This is a genomic window from Streptomyces sp. NPDC127100, assembly GCF_042724095.1.
In the GTDB taxonomy this organism is placed as follows: Bacteria; Actinomycetota; Actinomycetes; order Streptomycetales; family Streptomycetaceae; genus Streptomyces.
Genome location: NZ_JBHXFL010000001.1, coordinates 136,392 through 150,294, shown reverse-complemented (window position 1 = coordinate 150,294; position 13,903 = coordinate 136,392). Strand labels below are relative to the sequence as shown.

At 70.0% G+C, this 13,903-nt stretch carries 16 protein-coding genes and 1 tRNA gene; 9 read left to right on the top strand and 8 right to left on the bottom strand.

The window, feature by feature from the left end; translation table 11 throughout:
* Window positions 1-351 precede the first annotated feature (351 nt).
* The 4 genes from ACFWJB_RS00685 (at window position 352) to ACFWJB_RS00670 (ending at window position 2,545) form a co-directional block, all read left to right on the top strand.
* Window positions 352-1,038: a DUF317 domain-containing protein gene (locus tag ACFWJB_RS00685; protein ID WP_386919855.1), complete on the top strand. Its 687-nt coding sequence runs from the start codon at window positions 352-354 to the stop codon at window positions 1,036-1,038.
* Window positions 1,039-1,151: 113 nt separating this feature from the next.
* The gene (locus tag ACFWJB_RS00680) at window positions 1,152-1,601 is read left to right on the top strand and encodes a hypothetical protein (RefSeq protein WP_386919357.1); all 450 of its coding nucleotides are present in this window, start codon (window positions 1,152-1,154) and stop codon (window positions 1,599-1,601) included.
* A gap of 93 nt (window positions 1,602-1,694) precedes the next feature.
* Window positions 1,695-2,390 (top strand): hypothetical protein, encoded by a 696-nt coding sequence (locus tag ACFWJB_RS00675; RefSeq protein WP_386919355.1) that lies wholly within the window; start codon window positions 1,695-1,697, stop codon window positions 2,388-2,390.
* Window positions 2,387-2,545 carry a hypothetical protein gene (locus ACFWJB_RS00670; protein WP_386919353.1) on the top strand — a complete coding sequence of 53 codons (159 nt, stop codon included), beginning with the start codon at window positions 2,387-2,389 and terminating at the stop codon, window positions 2,543-2,545. The genes ACFWJB_RS00675 and ACFWJB_RS00670 overlap by 4 nt, the downstream gene beginning before the upstream one ends.
* Before the next feature lie 122 nt (window positions 2,546-2,667).
* Here the strand turns inward: ACFWJB_RS00670 and ACFWJB_RS00665 are convergent, their stop codons facing one another.
* On the bottom strand, window positions 2,668-3,054 hold the full coding sequence (locus ACFWJB_RS00665; protein ID WP_386919351.1) for a hypothetical protein: 387 nt from the start codon (window positions 3,052-3,054) through the stop codon (window positions 2,668-2,670).
* A gap of 25 nt (window positions 3,055-3,079) precedes the next feature.
* Between ACFWJB_RS00665 and ACFWJB_RS00660 the strand changes: the two genes are divergently transcribed.
* The gene (locus tag ACFWJB_RS00660) at window positions 3,080-3,214 is read left to right on the top strand and encodes a hypothetical protein (protein ID WP_386919349.1); all 135 of its coding nucleotides are present in this window, start codon (window positions 3,080-3,082) and stop codon (window positions 3,212-3,214) included.
* A 209-nt stretch (window positions 3,215-3,423) separates the two neighbouring features.
* Here ACFWJB_RS00660 and ACFWJB_RS00655 read toward each other — a convergent pair whose 3' ends face one another.
* From ACFWJB_RS00655 to ACFWJB_RS00640, 4 genes are all read right to left on the bottom strand, one after another.
* Window positions 3,424-5,142, bottom strand: a complete 1,719-nt coding sequence (locus tag ACFWJB_RS00655; RefSeq protein ID WP_386919347.1) for a relaxase/mobilization nuclease domain-containing protein — start codon at window positions 5,140-5,142, stop codon at window positions 3,424-3,426.
* Window positions 5,139-5,795: a plasmid mobilization relaxosome protein MobC gene (gene mobC / locus ACFWJB_RS00650; RefSeq protein ID WP_386919345.1), complete on the bottom strand. Its 657-nt coding sequence runs from the start codon at window positions 5,793-5,795 to the stop codon at window positions 5,139-5,141. Before mobC ends, ACFWJB_RS00655 begins: the two co-directional genes overlap by 4 nt.
* A gap of 141 nt (window positions 5,796-5,936) precedes the next feature.
* Window positions 5,937-6,836, bottom strand: a complete 900-nt coding sequence (locus tag ACFWJB_RS00645) for a DUF2637 domain-containing protein (protein WP_386919343.1) — start codon at window positions 6,834-6,836, stop codon at window positions 5,937-5,939.
* A 202-nt stretch (window positions 6,837-7,038) separates the two neighbouring features.
* Window positions 7,039-8,403, bottom strand: a complete 1,365-nt coding sequence (locus ACFWJB_RS00640; RefSeq protein ID WP_386919341.1) for a DUF3631 domain-containing protein — start codon at window positions 8,401-8,403, stop codon at window positions 7,039-7,041.
* 265 nt (window positions 8,404-8,668) lie between these two features.
* Between ACFWJB_RS00640 and ACFWJB_RS00635 the strand changes: the two genes are divergently transcribed.
* The 3 genes from ACFWJB_RS00635 (at window position 8,669) to ACFWJB_RS00625 (ending at window position 11,260) form a co-directional block, all read left to right on the top strand.
* Entirely contained in the window at window positions 8,669-9,220 is a 552-nt protein-coding gene (locus tag ACFWJB_RS00635) for a helix-turn-helix domain-containing protein (RefSeq protein ID WP_386919339.1), read from the top strand.
* A gap of 124 nt (window positions 9,221-9,344) precedes the next feature.
* Complete coding sequence (locus tag ACFWJB_RS00630) at window positions 9,345-9,719, top strand: helix-turn-helix domain-containing protein (RefSeq protein WP_386919853.1); 375 nt, start codon at window positions 9,345-9,347, stop codon at window positions 9,717-9,719.
* Window positions 9,720-9,742: 23 nt separating this feature from the next.
* Window positions 9,743-11,260, top strand: coding sequence for a LacI family DNA-binding transcriptional regulator (locus ACFWJB_RS00625; protein WP_386919337.1), 1,518 nt, complete (start codon window positions 9,743-9,745; stop codon window positions 11,258-11,260).
* 120 nt (window positions 11,261-11,380) lie between these two features.
* Here the strand turns inward: ACFWJB_RS00625 and ACFWJB_RS00620 are convergent.
* The 3 genes from ACFWJB_RS00620 to ACFWJB_RS00610 all read right to left on the bottom strand — a co-directional run bounded on the left by ACFWJB_RS00620 (window position 11,381) and on the right by ACFWJB_RS00610 (window position 13,259).
* Window positions 11,381-11,454: transfer RNA gene (locus ACFWJB_RS00620), tRNA-Pro, on the bottom strand.
* 67 nt (window positions 11,455-11,521) lie between these two features.
* On the bottom strand, window positions 11,522-12,268 hold the full coding sequence (locus ACFWJB_RS00615; RefSeq protein ID WP_385461492.1) for a Pr6Pr family membrane protein: 747 nt from the start codon (window positions 12,266-12,268) through the stop codon (window positions 11,522-11,524).
* A gap of 55 nt (window positions 12,269-12,323) precedes the next feature.
* Window positions 12,324-13,259, bottom strand: a complete 936-nt coding sequence (locus ACFWJB_RS00610; protein ID WP_386919335.1) for a metallophosphoesterase — start codon at window positions 13,257-13,259, stop codon at window positions 12,324-12,326.
* 109 nt (window positions 13,260-13,368) lie between these two features.
* On the opposite strand from ACFWJB_RS00610, the gene ACFWJB_RS00605 reads away from it, so the two are divergent.
* A complete protein-coding gene (locus tag ACFWJB_RS00605; RefSeq protein ID WP_386919333.1) occupies window positions 13,369-13,833 on the top strand; it encodes a GatB/YqeY domain-containing protein in 465 nt (154 codons plus the stop codon).
* The last annotated feature ends 70 nt before the right edge of the window (window positions 13,834-13,903 follow it).

Here is a 13,903-nt window from a genome sequence, read left to right as displayed (position 1 = left end):
TTGCCCCCCGGCAGCACGATGCTCCCGCCCAAGACGCCGACGGGAGCACATCCGCAACGCTTCCACTCGAATGAGGTGCAGCAGCGACCTGCGAATCTCATCTCGGTGTCGGATCCGACTTCCATCCGACATCGACAGTGAGATTCCGACACGAAATTTGAGACCCTACAGCTGTCCAAGAACACAGTTCGCCGGGGGCAGACAGGAAAGATCCGGCAATGACTGGTGCACCGCTGCAGGGGCATGTCAACGTACAACGCCTTGACGGAAACCTTTTCTCCTGAGCCCACGGAGGCGCCCCTGCACCCGCACCACCCCAGCGAACCCTCCCATCCCGACTCGCCGGACCCTGTGTACTGGGTCACCCCGCGCCATCTGGCGGGTGACGACGGCGCACTCGCCGAACGGATCGGCGACACCTTGGCTGGCCTCGGCTGGCGCATGTGGCCTACCTCCCGCCACACCCTGCTGTACGTCAGCCCCGACGAGCTGCGCGGCGCCGAATGGATCCTCGCGGCCTATCCGTTCGAACTGGGCGGTCTCCCGGTTGCCTGGCAGCTGAGCGCCCGCCCGTATGCCGCCTCCGCGATGCCGGCGTGGAACGCGTACTTCACGGCCGGCGTCCCGTACGAGGTGCTCGCCGATCTCCTCGTGGCGATCGACGCCCGCGAGGCACCCGACGTCGGCTTCGAGGGGTCGGAGACGGTCCTCAACTCTTTGAGTGCCCGAGGCTGGATCCGCGATGTGGACCGCCCCCGCACCACCGCCACGGACCCCGGGTTCTCCTGCAGTGTCTCCCTGGAGATGCTGCCGCCGCTCATCGAGGACGCCGACCCGCGCCCCGACCTGGTGGGCTGGCAGGCATGGGCGGAACCCGTCGTCAGCGCCCCGTACTTGTGGTGTGCCAGCTTCAGCGCCAGCGTCCCCCATGAGCTGGTGGCGGCGTTCGCCTCCTCGCTCGCTTCACCGGTTCCGGTGCGCCGCCGAACCGTCCCTGCAAGCGCCGAAGGGCGGCTCATCGTCCTCCGCCGTAACTGACGGCGCCCGAGAGGAGCCGCTGTCGTAAGCGGCTCGTCGCCGATCTCCCGAGTGGTAGCAGGTCAGGCGAGGCGCGCCCCCGCGCCTGACAGATGACAGAGAAGGAGAGAGCCTTGTTCTTGTTCCGACGCGCTCGCGAGGACCGCGCGTTCCGTGAAGCCCAGCGTGCGGGCCACGCGCTGCTCCTGCGGCTGCAGGCCACGCGGCCGTGGCCCGACTGCCCCGAGCCGACCTCACAGGACCCTGTCGCGGAGGAAGCGATTGTGCCCGACTTCCTGCCGCCGAAGTTGCGGGTGCCGTCGCGCCAGGAGGTGGCCGGGGTGATGATGCGCTGGCTGCAGCCGCTCGTCGTCGACGGCGAGGTCCGTACGTGCCCCGGGTGCGGCGCGTACCGGGACTGGATCGTCTTCTGCATGCGCGACGACTCGATATGGCTGCGCTGCCGGGCGGGCCACGAGACGAAGGAGCCCGGCCTGGATGCCGTCTGGTTCAACCGCCACTCCGGTCCCGTCGACCGGTTCCACCCCACTCTCGAAGAGGGCCTGCGCCACCTCGGTCATTGACCTCCCGAAACCCCCACTCCCCTTCGCACTGCCGGCGCCCGGAGGGCCGGCCTGGTCAGACCGTCCGCTTCGCAGGCCACCAAGGGGTTTCCTATGCGCCTTCACACCACAACCGCCTTCAGCCTCAGCGCCCTCGCCATCCTGGCCCTGGCGGGCTGTTCCCATGGCAGCGCCGCCTCCTCCGGCCCAATGTCCTCCATGACCGCCCCGGTGCACTCGGACGGCGAGAGTGCCCCGGCGCTCGCCCCGCTGTCCTCGACCGCACTGGCCAAGCTCCTCTTGGACGAGAACGACCTCGGCGGGGACTACACCCGCATGCCACAGCGCCCCGCAGCGGACGACGATGTGGCCGTGGTCGGCTGCCCGGCACTGGCCAAGCTCGGCGACGCCGCGACCGGCTCAAGCCTCGCCTTCCCCCGCAAGGCGAAGGCGTCCTTCACCTACGCCGGTGGCAGCAACTCCGAGCTGGCCGAGGAGCTGTACAGCGACACCGCGGCGAAGCTGTCCAAGGGCATCGGGGAGGTCTTCGATGCGATGGTCTCCTGCCCGACGTACCAGGTGGTGTCGGGCAGCACCGTCGTCAACGTGGGTACGCAGGTGACGGCGGCCCCCGACCTGGGCGACGAGCAGTGGAGCCAGTTGCTCACTTACTCGATCGGTGGGCAGCGCAGCGTCGTCAAGCAGACGGCGATCCGGATCGGCAACGTCCTGTTGCTCGTCTCGGGGGCGCCGGGGCTTGTGGACGCCAACCTGGCCAAGGCGCTCAACAAGGCCGAGGCAGCCTTGTGACCGCCCTGTCGGTGTCGTTCGGCGCCGGTGTGCCGCATGACTTTGTCGCCGTGCTCGCCGATTCCCTCAGTTCCAGTGCACCGGCGCTGCGCCGGGTGCTGTCGGAGAGCACACGCGACCGGATCCTGCACGCTCCAGGGCTTCCCACGCTGTGAAGCCGGGCCTCCCGTTGGGGAGGCCCGGCTTCGTACTGCGGTGCTTTGTTCTGGTGTCTCCCCGCGCGTCACCCCCCGTAGCGATGGACTTCGCATGGGTCGTGGCGGGACGCGGGCCGTCGTCAGAAAATGTTCGGGGTGAAGGGCCGAAGCGGGTGGATCATGAGGCCAAGCAGCCGGTCGAACTCGGTTCGGTCGTTCTCGCTCATGAGCTGGACGGCGTTGCCGAGGTTCTTCGCGGTGAGCTGTTCCATGAACGGGGCGAGGAAACGTTGGAAGGCTTCCGGCGCTTCCTTCCATGTACGGCGGTACTCCCTGTACCGCGCGAGCTGTTCGCTCACCTCTTCGAGTTCGACGCGGGTGGCGCTGAAGGCGAGGGCCTGTTCCTCCTTGCTGAACGGGCGTCCGTCGCGGTGGCTGTAGGTGTTGGTGTCAGGCCGGCGCTTGAAGTCCGTGTCGCACAGGAGGGCGACGATCTCGGGTCGGGGTCGAACTTCGGTTTCGGGCATACGGGTGCTCCTGTACGGGAGTCGGGTGGGTGCAGACATCAATGGTCCGGAGGATCGCCGGTTTGCCCAACCGGCGATCGTCGGCTATGTTTCGCTTTTTTCCGCCGGTCAGCGCCAGCGACTGGAGTCGTTCACTGCGCTGGTCGCCGCTGATGCGTGAGCGCCGGGGACGGCGGCGCCGGTTGCCTCGGGCTGATGTGTCGTGAGGACTCTCGGACAGGGCGGGCACCGCGTTCACCGACGGGCTCAGCCCTTGCCCTGACCTGCCAGCCCAGCCGCACCTGAGCTCCGAAAGACCCTACTGCCGCGCCCCGGCCCAGGGCCCGTACGCATGGAGGGCACACTCCCAGGCCGTCCGTGCGGTCGTGATCAGCGCCGCCGTGCCTGTGACGGCGGTGAGGCCGGGGCGGCTCCTGGCGTGTGCTCTGGAGCGTCGGGGCGCCGTGCTGCGCTGCCGACTCGTGCTGTGCTGCGGGCCTGTGCTGCGCGGGCCCGTGCGCTGGGTGCCGGCCTTTCGCTGAGGCGTTGGATGCGCCAGGTCAGGACCCGTGCGGGGCGGCGGGCGTCGTTCAGGGCGCGCTGGTCGGCGACCTGCTGGAGGAGCCGTTCGGGGTCGTGTCCGGCTGCTTCTGCCTCGGCGAGGGCGGTGGTGAGAGCCGCGAAGGCGGGGTCTTCGATGATCTGCTCCGCGTGCGCGGGCACGACTTGGCGTAGGCGGCGGATCTGCCGTTCCACGGCCTGCTGGGGTGGCTGGCGCTGCGCGAGGGAGGCCAGGGGTGCGACTGCGGCTTGGTCGTAGGCGGCCTGGAGGTGGAGCAGTGTCTGCTGGGCGGCGGCGACCTGCTGGTCGTGGTGGCGGAGCTGGTGCCAGCGGGCAGCGGCAATGACCACGAGGATCGCCGCGTCCAGGAACATCGCCAGGGCGGCGCCGTCCTTGGGGGCTGGCTCGCGGACCATCGCCCGTACTGCGCCGCGCAGTGCGCGGGCGTGGTGGTGTTCGGCCCGGATGCGGGAGCGGGTGGCGCGTTCGAACGCGGTGGCCGCCTCTCGGAGTTGGGGCCGCAGGGGCTGGGGTGCGAGGAGGGGGAGGGCGTCGATGGCTTCGCCGAAGGCGGCGAGGTGGGCCTGGGAGGCTTCGTCGTCCGTCTGGTCGAGGTGGTGGGGGATGCGTTCGGCGGCGGCGGTGGCCTGGTGCCAGGGGTTGGGCCTGCGCCGGCCTGGCTTCCCAGCGGACTGTGGGGCGATGCTCTCCAGGCGCTTTTGGATCTTGGGGAAGGAGAGGTCCGGGGCGAGTTCGGAGCCGGAGAACCAGACGGGCTCGTTGTCTGCGGTGGTGGTGTCTTCGCTGGCGACCTTGTAGCCGCGCACGTCACCCGAGGGGAAGTAGACGACCTCGACGAGCACGCCGTCGATGTGGCTGAGCAGGTGGACGAACTCCTCGACGCTGGTGGCGGCGGCCACGGCGGTGCGCACGGTGGCGCGCAGCCGTTCGCGGGCGGGCTTCTCGTGGCCGGCGCGGCGGGCCTTCTCCTGCTCGGCACGGGTGGTCCGCTTGGCGGCGGTGCGGTCACCGCGTACGACTTGGAGCAGGCCGTATTCCTTCTCGATGGCGGCGAGTTCACGGTCGGCGGTGTGGTAGTCGTTCCAGTGGCGGGCGGTGCGCAGATCCGCCCGGATCTTGGTGGCGGCGATGTGGATGTGGTCGGGGGCGTGGCGGACGGCGACCCAGCGGCATCCGTCCGGATCACCGTCGGGCGCGATGCCGGTGGCCGCCACAACGCGGCGGGCGATGTCGGCCCATTCCTCGTCGCTGAGGATGCGGTCACTCTCGGCGGCGCGGATCGAGCAGTGCCACACGTGCCGCTCGGGAGCGCGGCCGAGCCGCCGGGCTTGCTTGACGTGCAGGTCCAGGTCGGCCACGAGGAGGCTCCTGGTGGCGTCGAGGTCGTCGGTGCGGCCGGGGTCGGGGGCGAAGCCGTCCCAGGAGGCGACCAGGTGCGGGTCGGTGTGGTCCTTGGCCTTCTTCGTGTCGAACAGGTACCGGATCAGGCCCGCGGTCTCCTTGCCGCTGCCGATCTTCGCGATCATTGGGCCGCCTTCTTGGCGACGGCCTGGTTCGCGGCTGTGGCGATGTGGCGGACGGTGGCGCCGACCGCGGTCAGGGTGTGTTCGGCCTGGGCCAGGAGTGTGGTGTCCCCAGGGTGTGGATGACCGCCGGAGTTGAGCTTCTTGGCGATCTGGTTGATGTTGTGGCCGATCTTGGCGACCTCGCCACGCAGCGCGGTCAGCTCGTCGATGTAGTCGTCGAGCGGGGTGCGCTGGCCGGGCAGGGCGAGGTCGCCGTGGACGTGTGCCATGACGACAGCGCCGACGTAGTGGGCGCCGGCGATGTTCAGCGACCGGGCCATGGCGAGGATCTCGGCCTTCTCGTCGATGCTGTAGCGGGCGTCGACACGTTCCTTGCGCTGGCCGTTCGGGTCGGGCTTGCGGCGTCGGGCGACACGGTGCAGCGCGGCTGCTTCGGCAGCACGCGGCAGCTGCACAGCGGCGGCGGTGTCGGCGGTCTGTTCTCCCTCGGGTGCCCCCTGGTGCCCGAGGTCCTCCGCCACCCCCGGGGCGGAGACTTCCCCGCTGCGGCCGTCCTTGGACGGTCCAGCGGGATACCTTGCTGGCGCGGTTGTGGCTGGAGTGGTGGTCATCTCCTGCTTGGTGGTGGGGGGTTCGTCGTGCGGAACGTGCATGAGAAGGTTCTCCAGGGACGTTGTGGGCGGGGTGATGTCGGGTGGAGTCGTTGCTCGTCGGTCACTCGTCCCCGCGCTGACCTGTGCGGGGACGAGTGGTACGAGTTGAGCGGGATGAGCGACGGGGGGTGGCCCTAGGGCTCAGGAGACGCCAGCGGGGGCCTTGTCGGGTTCGGCCGGCTGTTGCGAGGCGGCCTCGTCGAGTTCGGCCTGCAGGATGTCCTTGAGCGTTTCCGCGTCGGCCTTGCTGAGGGGGAGGCCCTTGCCGCGGATTGCAGCTTCGATGTGGCGGCGCGAGGCACGGCCTCCGCGTCCTAGTGGCGCGGTGCGGGCGATGGCGAGGAGCTCGTCGGACACCATGCGGGGCTGCCGGTCTTCCGGGTCGGGAGAAGGCTGCTGGGGACCCGGCGCATTGGTGGCGGCCTGCGCCACCTTGGCAACACCCCGCGCCACGTTGGCCTGCCGGTCCGTCACGTCGAGACCCGCCGGCTCGGGCTGACCGGAGCCATCTTCGGTGATGGCAGCAGGTCGGATGTCGTTGTGGCTGCGGTGGGCACGGTTGTGGCTTTCGGTGGCCTCGACTCCCTCGGAGTGAGGTGTGGGGTGGCGGCGGATGACGAGGTAGAGGTGGACGGCGCCGGCCAGGGCGAGCGGAGCGAGGGCGGACAGGGCGCCGACGGTGGCGTTGTCCAGGTGCAGCCCGTTCGGACGGCTCTGCTGGTTGAGGCGGATGGCGTGCAGGGCGTTGGCCCCGATGCTCACCCCCGTGGCCAGACCGACGAGTGTCCCTACGTACAGCCGGGAGCGCAGTGGGGCCGTGCGCAGCATGAGCTGGGCGCCGACGCCGATTGTGATGAAGCCGTCGATCACGAGCGGGAAGGCGTAGGTGAGCAGCCCGCGGATGTGGATGGCGACGGCCATCTGGCGCAGGGCGTCATAGGACAGGGCGAAGGCCACCGCTGCGAGCAGGGCGATGCCGAAGCGGATCGCGGCGGTACCCGGTATAGCGGAGGGCGCGGTGGTGGCGGTGCGAGAGGTCAAGCGGGAGCACTCCAGGTGGGTTTGGGCGGCGGCCAGGGCGCAGGAGGCGTGGCCGCGAGAGGTGCGGCGACTCGTACCACCCGTTGCATGCCTGGTCAGGGCAGGTACGGGAGGCGTGACAATGTCGGGTTGACCCGTTGCGGGCCGATCACCCGTCCCTGCGCTGACCTGCGCGGGGACGGGTGTGACGGGTCGAGTCGGGTCAGGCTGCGGTGCCGGGGGCGGACCCTGCGGCTTCGCCGGGCTCGGCGGGTTTCGCCGCTTCGGCCTCCAGCGAGGGGCAGTAGCGGGCCCAGGCGTCGAGGAACTGGTTTCGGGCGTAGCCCTTGGCCTGGACACCGCCGGGGAAGCGGTGATTGCCCGGCCGGATACCGTAGTCCTCCAACAGAATCCCGAGGCGGCGCGAGGTCAGCCCGGTAGGGCCGTACTCAGCCCAGGGCGCTTCCTCGTCGTTGTTGAGCTCTTCGAGCAGCCGGCTTGTCCGCAGCGCGGCGGGATCCCGCTCGGCGGCGAAGATCCGGCGGATGTCGAGCAGGATGCGGGTGCGCAGTCCTGTGTCCGCGTCCTTGCCCGACTCATGAGCGGTCATTGCCCGGCAGGCCGTACGGGCCAGCATGGGCCAATCGCCTCCGGCGAGGTCAGCGGCGATCACCAGCGGCTCCCAGGTGTCGGCGGCGCGGTCCTCGACCGGCATGTCGGGCTCGTTGTCCATCGCCTCGGCGTGCAAGGGCTGGAGCCAGGCGGTCAGGCGGTCGCGGATGGCATGCAGGGCGGGAGTGTCCCGCCCGGTGCGGAACGCCGCGACGGTCTCGCCCGGGGCCCGGCGGCGCATCCGGATAACCACCGACCGGTCCATGATCGTGTCGGGCAGGTCGCCGATGCCTGCCAGAGCGGCCATGGCGAAGGTCGGGAAGGCGACCGGCGTGTGTTCAGGGCCGGTGACGCGCAAGGTGGGCCGGTTGCGCTGGTGGCCGGCGTTCAGCAGGCCGCGCAGGTCCTCGTTGCGCTCTGCCGCCTTGGCTGTGCCGAACAGCGTGTCGGCCTCATCGACGAGGAGTGTGGGCGGATCCTCGGTGGTGATCGAGCGGAAGATCGCCGCAGGGCTGGCGTTGACCGTGATCAGCGGTGCGTGCACGGTCTCGGTCACCACGTCGAGCAGCCGGGACTTGCCGCACCGCTTGGCCGGACCGACCACCGCCAGGCGCGGCGCGTGCTGCCACGCGGGCTGCAGATGGGTGGCCGCCACCCACAGGGTCACCGCGGTGAGGGCCTCCTCACTCGGCATCACGACGAAGCGCTTGATACGGGCCCGGAGGTCAGCCAGTATCTGCGTCCCCTCGGATCCCTCGGATCCCTCGGATCCCTCGGATCCCTCGGATCCCTCGGATCCCTCGGATCCCTCGGATCCCTCGGATCCCTCGGACACAGGCACGGCATCGGGGTCGTCGTTGCGGGCCTCGCTCGCGGGCGGCGCGGTGTGGATCGGCTGGCCGATTGCGGCGGCCGGTGGCCCCGGCGGAGTGCCGTCGGCCTGGAGGGATGGCGTATTCGGTTGAGGATCGGTCATACTTGGCATTAGCTCCTCTGCTCGCGGGCCATATGGGACGGCAATCCCGGCCACGCGGGTCGATCGCTAGGGATGGCGGTTGAGAGGTTTGCGCTTGGCCCCCGGTGACAGCCGGGGGCTTTTTGCGTGCGGGGTCATGGGACGTGGGGCGTGAGGGCTCCTCGGGCTACTGCGGTGGGGACTACCACTATGCCACACAAATTGCCGATGGCAGAAGTGTTCTGCATCTCGCAGAATCCATGCTACTGTTTAGGGGTCGCTGCATATGGCAGTGGCTCGCTACGAAGGGAAGGAGGTGGCCGTGACCGACGAAGACTCCCCGCAGGGCGTACTGCTCAGCGGCGAGGCGAACGTCGCGGTGCGCATCAAGCTGGAGCGCGAGGCACGCGGCTGGAGCACCAACGCCCTGTCCGACCGCCTGAACGAGGCCGGCTTCGAGATGAACCCATCCGCGGTCTGGCGCATCGAGAACGGCAAGCGCCGCATCAACCTGGATGAGGCCATCGGCTTCGCCGAGGTCTTCGGCCTCGACCTGCGCAACCTCGTCGGCCCTCCCCAGCTCGCCGCCCAGGCCCGCGCCATGGAACTCATCGACGCCGTCGTCGACGCCTTCCGCGAGACCCAGCGTGCCAACGCCGCCTACACCAAGGCGCGTGACGACCTGGACGTGTACCTCGCCGAACACCCCGACATCCGCGAGGAAGCAGACGTGATGGTCTCCACCGCAATCGCCGAGGCGTCCACCAAGCACTTGATGGAGGTGTACGGATTGCCGCCCGGCGAGAACCGCGACGTCGGCTCTTCCGGCGAGGCGTAGCCTCCCACCCCGCTCCCCGTCCTGGGACCGCAAACCCCCAGCACGGGCACCTCACCCTCATCCCTTGCGATCGACCGGCGGGCCGGTGTTGCCGCACTTTGCCTGCCAGAAGAGGACTCACCCCTTGCTCGAATCTGCGATACCGCCTGTCTCGGCACCGACTCCGCACTCCGACGCTGTCCTCCCGCGCCTCTACCTTCCCGAGGAGGTCGCTGCGGTGCTCGGCTGCTCTGCCTGGTGGGTCAAGGACCGTGCCCGTCGACGGCTCATCCCCTTCACGCGCGTCGGCCGCGCCTACCGCTTCACCGGCGAGCACCTCGCCGAGATCATCCGCATGCACGAGGCCCGCCCTGCCTCACCGCAGCACCCCACAGCGCCTGCTCCCGCTCCCAAAGCGCCAACGTCCCAGCCTTCCCGGCCGTCTGCCGCGCCCTCGGCTCGCCTGCGCTCCCGGCCACCACGCCGAGCACGCCAAAGCCAGTTCGGGACCGCCGCTTAGACGACGAGGAAGGAGAGAAGTACGTGGGTTTCGCGGAGAAGCGCGGAAACTACTGGCGCGGTCGGTACAAGACCGCACCCGGCAAGCACCTCACGGTCGTCGATGAGAACGGTAAGGCGATTCGGTTCGCCACCAAGGGCGAAGCCCAACGCGCCGCGAGCGAGGCCGAGAACAAGTACCGGCGCGGCGACTGGCGCGATCCCGGACTCGGTCAGGAGATCTTTGGCGAGTACGCGAACCGCTGGTACGAGGCCCAGGACCTGGCCGCCTCGACCATGCAGAACTACAAGCGCCACATCGAGGAGCACCTGCTTCCCGAGTTCGAGGACAAGGCGCTCGCCGGCATCCTGCGCACGGACGTCGACCTGTGGGAGAAGAAGGAGAGGGCCGTCTACGCGGCCTCCAGCGTCAAGACTTGGCGCTCGACGCTCCACCTGATCTTCGAGGACGCGATCGACGAGGGGTTGATTACGTCCAACCCGGCTGCCCGACGGCGCGGACGCGGCAAGCGCGCCGGCCGTTCCCGCGACCGCGGCCCGGAGAAGGTCGTCACCGACGCGCTCGGCATCCTGATGGCCGCCGAGAGGGCCGCTCTGCTGTCTGGGCGCGACGACGAGTTCGTGGCTGTCGTCCTCAAGGGGTACACCGGCATGCGGTGGGGCGAAATCGTCGGCTTGGAGACGGAGTTCGCCCGCCCCGGCGCCGTTCGCGTCGAGTGGCAGCTGTACGAACTCGACACAGGCGAGCTGGTGCGCTGTCCGCCCAAGGACGACAGCTACCGCAAGATCGACGCGATGGACTGGCTGTCGGCCCTGGTTGCCAACCACGTCGCTCGAACGAAGCCGACGCCGTGCCCGTGTCACGGCAGGACATACGTCTTCCGAGGTCAGGGCGCAGCCCGCACCGGTGGCCACCAAGGCGCGAAGCTCGTCGATGTCGCGCGCCGCGCTGGAGTCTCCACAGGGACGGTGTCCAACGTCCTCAACCACCCCGACCGCGTCACCGAGGCTACGCGGGCAAAGGTGGAACAGGCCATCGCGGACCTGGGGTTCGTGCGGGGTGGTGTTGTGTCAGAGCACGCAGCCCACTGGCGCCGAAACGGTTTCGCCACCTGGCTGTTCACCCCAGCGGTCTCCGGCTGGTACCCGAAGAAGGCCCCGCAGGAGGCGCGGCCGGTGCCGTTGCTCGGGGAGCCGTGGCCCGGTGTGCCAGCACGAGGACGCAACTCCAGCGAGCGGGCCGACTCCTGCTGGGTACCGATCGCCAAGGGGCTCACCCCGCACGGCCTGCGCCACACCCACCGGACCGTGATGGAGGACCTCGGCACGGAGAGGGTCCTCATGGACGAGCGCATGGGCCACATCGACGGCTCGGTCTCGGCGCGCTATGCCCACGTCACCCCGGGCATGCGCAAGCGCCTCATGTCCGGGCTGACCCAGCAGTGGGAGGCGGCGCTCGACGCGCGGCTGGCGATGTGTCCCACATCACCGGTGCGCGTGCTGAATGACCTGCTGCGCGCACGCGCAGCAGCTCTCCGGTAGTGGCTCCCCGGGGAGCCGGATTTCGAAGTTGGCTCCCAAATGGCTCCCAAAACGGGGTCGGAATGCAAATCAGGCCCGGCGCTGATCTCTCAGCACCGGGCCTGACCTGGTGTTTCTCTGTCGGGGTGGCGGGATTTGAACCCACGACCTCTTCGTCCCGAACGAAGCGCGCTACCAAGCTGCGCCACACCCCGATTGTCGCTGCTCGTCGCGGCGACGTCGTTTACTTTAGCCCACCCGCGCCCGGACACGAAATCGGGTTTACCAGCGACGGCGGAGCGGATCCGGGCGGATGTGGTCCAGGGCCACGAGGAGGGTGGCGAGGGCGAGAAGGGCGAGGCCCAGGAGGAGGGCGTTGCCCAGGACGCCCCGGTAGCCGTGCTGGTCGACGTCGAGGAAGGGGTAGAGGTAGCGGTCCTCCGTGCCGGGGATGAGGAGCTCGCCGCGGGCCAGGGAGAAGCCCAGGTAGCCCAGCGGGTAGAGGAGCCACCCGGCGGTCTGGCGCAGGTGCAGGCGCCCGGTGCCGGTGAGCAGGAGCCAGTCCAGGACCGCGGCGACCGGCGCCGCCGTGCACATGATCTGGACGGCGACCGCGTGCCGGCCCGACCCCGCGGCGTCGGCCACGGCGAAGGGGCTGGACGCGTTAGCCAGCAGCACGTGGTGCACCAGGCCGGCGACGACGGCGTAGAGCAGTGCCGCGCCCGTCACACCGCCGGACAGGGGGTGCCGGGCGGACCAGGCGCGGCGGGCCGAGGCGAGCATGACCAGCGCCAGCAGGACGCTGCTCTGCACCGTGAAGTGGCTCAGGGCCCGCAGGGGCGGTCCGAGGGTCAGCTCGAGCGCCGCGCCGGTCAGCGCCAGCAGCGCGGTGAGCAGCCGGAAGACGGCGGCCGGCAGGCGCCGGACCGGGGTCAGGACCGCCCTCGCCGGGACCGGTGAGGGCAGGAGCCTGGGCGGGCGCGTGACCGCGGGCAGGTCCGGGATGTCCCTGGGTATCGGAGCTGTCATGGCCTCACGCTAGGAAGGCCGGACATTCCGGACCATATGGAGTGGTCCGAGCGGGTTACCGCCGCTGCTCGCGCCCCACCAGCGTCAGCAGCGTCGCCTCCGGCGGGCAGGCGAAGCGGACGGGGGTGTAGCGGTTGGTGCCGCAGCCCGCCGACACGTGGAGGAACGCCGTCCGGCCCTCGGCCGTGTGGGTGGACAGGCCCTTCACGCGGTCCGTGTCCAGGTCGCAGTTGGTGACCAGGGCGCCGTAGAAGGGGATGCACAGCTGGCCGCCGTGGGTGTGGCCGGCGAGGATCAGGGGATAGTCGTCCGCCGTGAAGGAGTCGAGGACGCGCAGGTAGGGCGCGTGGACCACGCCGATCGAGAAGTCCGCCGCGCCGGACGGGCCGCCCGCCACCTCCGCGTACCGGTCCCGCTTGATGTGCGGGTCGTCCAGGCCGGTCAGCTCGACCGACACCCCCTCGACCTTGAGCGTGCCGCGCGTGTTCGTCAGGTTCTGCCAGCCCGCGGCGTCGAAACCGTCCCGCAGGTCCTCCCACGGGTTGTGGACGGCGCCGACGGCGGGCGCGTTGCCGTTCAGCCCGTGCCGGCCCTGCGCCTTCTCCAGCAGGTACCGGGCGGGGTTGCGCAGCTTGGGGCCGTAGTAGTCGTTGGAACCGAAGACGTACGCGCCCGGGAACTCCATCAGCGGGCCCAGCGCGTCCAGCGTCTCCGGGACGCCCTCCGGGTCGGACAGGTTGTCGCCCGTGTTGATCACGAAGTCGGGGCGGAGCCCGGCCAGCGAGCGCAGCCAGCGCTGCTTCTTGCGCTGGCCGCCGACCATGTGGATGTCGGAGACCTGGAGCACGCGCAGGGGACGCATCCCGGACGGCAGGACGGGGACGGTCACCCGTCGGAGGCGGAAGGAACGGACCTCGAAGCCCGCCGCGTAGGCCAGACCGGCGGCGCCAACCGCCGTGATTCCCAGGGGTACTCCGTATCGCGCGCGCATACCTCCATCGTGTCAGAAACGGTGGACGGAGCCGACCGCACGGGGGCCCGTCGGGAGGTCCCCTAAATGAACGGGCGTCCTTCCCGCCGCACCTGCGACAATCGCACCCATGACCACGCTCAAGTCGAAGCTGCACGACGACCTCAACGCCGCGATCAAGGAGCGTGACGAGCTCCGCTCCTCGACGCTCCGGCTGACGCTCGCCGCGATCACCAAGGAGGAGGTCGCGGGGAAGGAGAAGCGGGAGCTCTCCGACGACGAGGTGCAGAAGGTGATCACCCGCGAGGCGAAGAAGCGCCGCGAGGCCGCCGACGCCTTCGCCCAGGGCGGCCGCCCCGAGCAGGCCGAGCGGGAGAAGGCGGAGGGCGAGGTGCTCGCCGCGTACCTGCCCAAGCAGCTCTCCGACGACGAGCTGAACGCGATCGTCGCCCAGGCCGTCGAGGAGGCGAAGGCGGCCGGTGCCGAGGGCCCGCGCGCCATGGGCGCCGTCATGAAGATCGTGAACCCGAAGGTGGCCGGTCAGGCCGAGGGCGGCCGGGTCGCCGCCGCGGTCAGGAAGCTGCTGGCCGGCTGAGCCGGCGCGGTACACACACCGACGGCCCCCTTCCGCACCGGGAAGGGGGCCGTCGCCATGAGCGGGGGGG

Excerpts from the sequence above, each read along its gene's own strand:
- ACFWJB_RS00655 (WP_386919347.1), bottom strand. The coding sequence starts at position 5,142 with ATGATCGCGAAGATCGGCAGCGGCAAGGAGACCGCGGGCCTGATCCGG.
- ACFWJB_RS00615 (WP_385461492.1), bottom strand. The coding sequence starts at position 12,268 with ATGACAGCTCCGATACCCAGGGACATCCCGGACCTGCCCGCGGTCACG.
- ACFWJB_RS00605 (WP_386919333.1), top strand. The coding sequence starts at position 13,369 with ATGACCACGCTCAAGTCGAAGCTGCACGACGACCTCAACGCCGCGATC.
- mobC (WP_386919345.1), bottom strand. The coding sequence starts at position 5,795 with ATGCACGTTCCGCACGACGAACCCCCCACCACCAAGCAGGAGATGACC.
- ACFWJB_RS00635 (WP_386919339.1), top strand. The coding sequence starts at position 8,669 with ATGGCAGTGGCTCGCTACGAAGGGAAGGAGGTGGCCGTGACCGACGAA.
- ACFWJB_RS00610 (WP_386919335.1), bottom strand. The coding sequence starts at position 13,259 with ATGCGCGCGCGATACGGAGTACCCCTGGGAATCACGGCGGTTGGCGCC.
- ACFWJB_RS00665 (WP_386919351.1), bottom strand. The coding sequence starts at position 3,054 with ATGCCCGAAACCGAAGTTCGACCCCGACCCGAGATCGTCGCCCTCCTG.
- ACFWJB_RS00675 (WP_386919355.1), top strand. The coding sequence starts at position 1,695 with ATGCGCCTTCACACCACAACCGCCTTCAGCCTCAGCGCCCTCGCCATC.
- ACFWJB_RS00640 (WP_386919341.1), bottom strand. The coding sequence starts at position 8,403 with ATGACCGATCCTCAACCGAATACGCCATCCCTCCAGGCCGACGGCACT.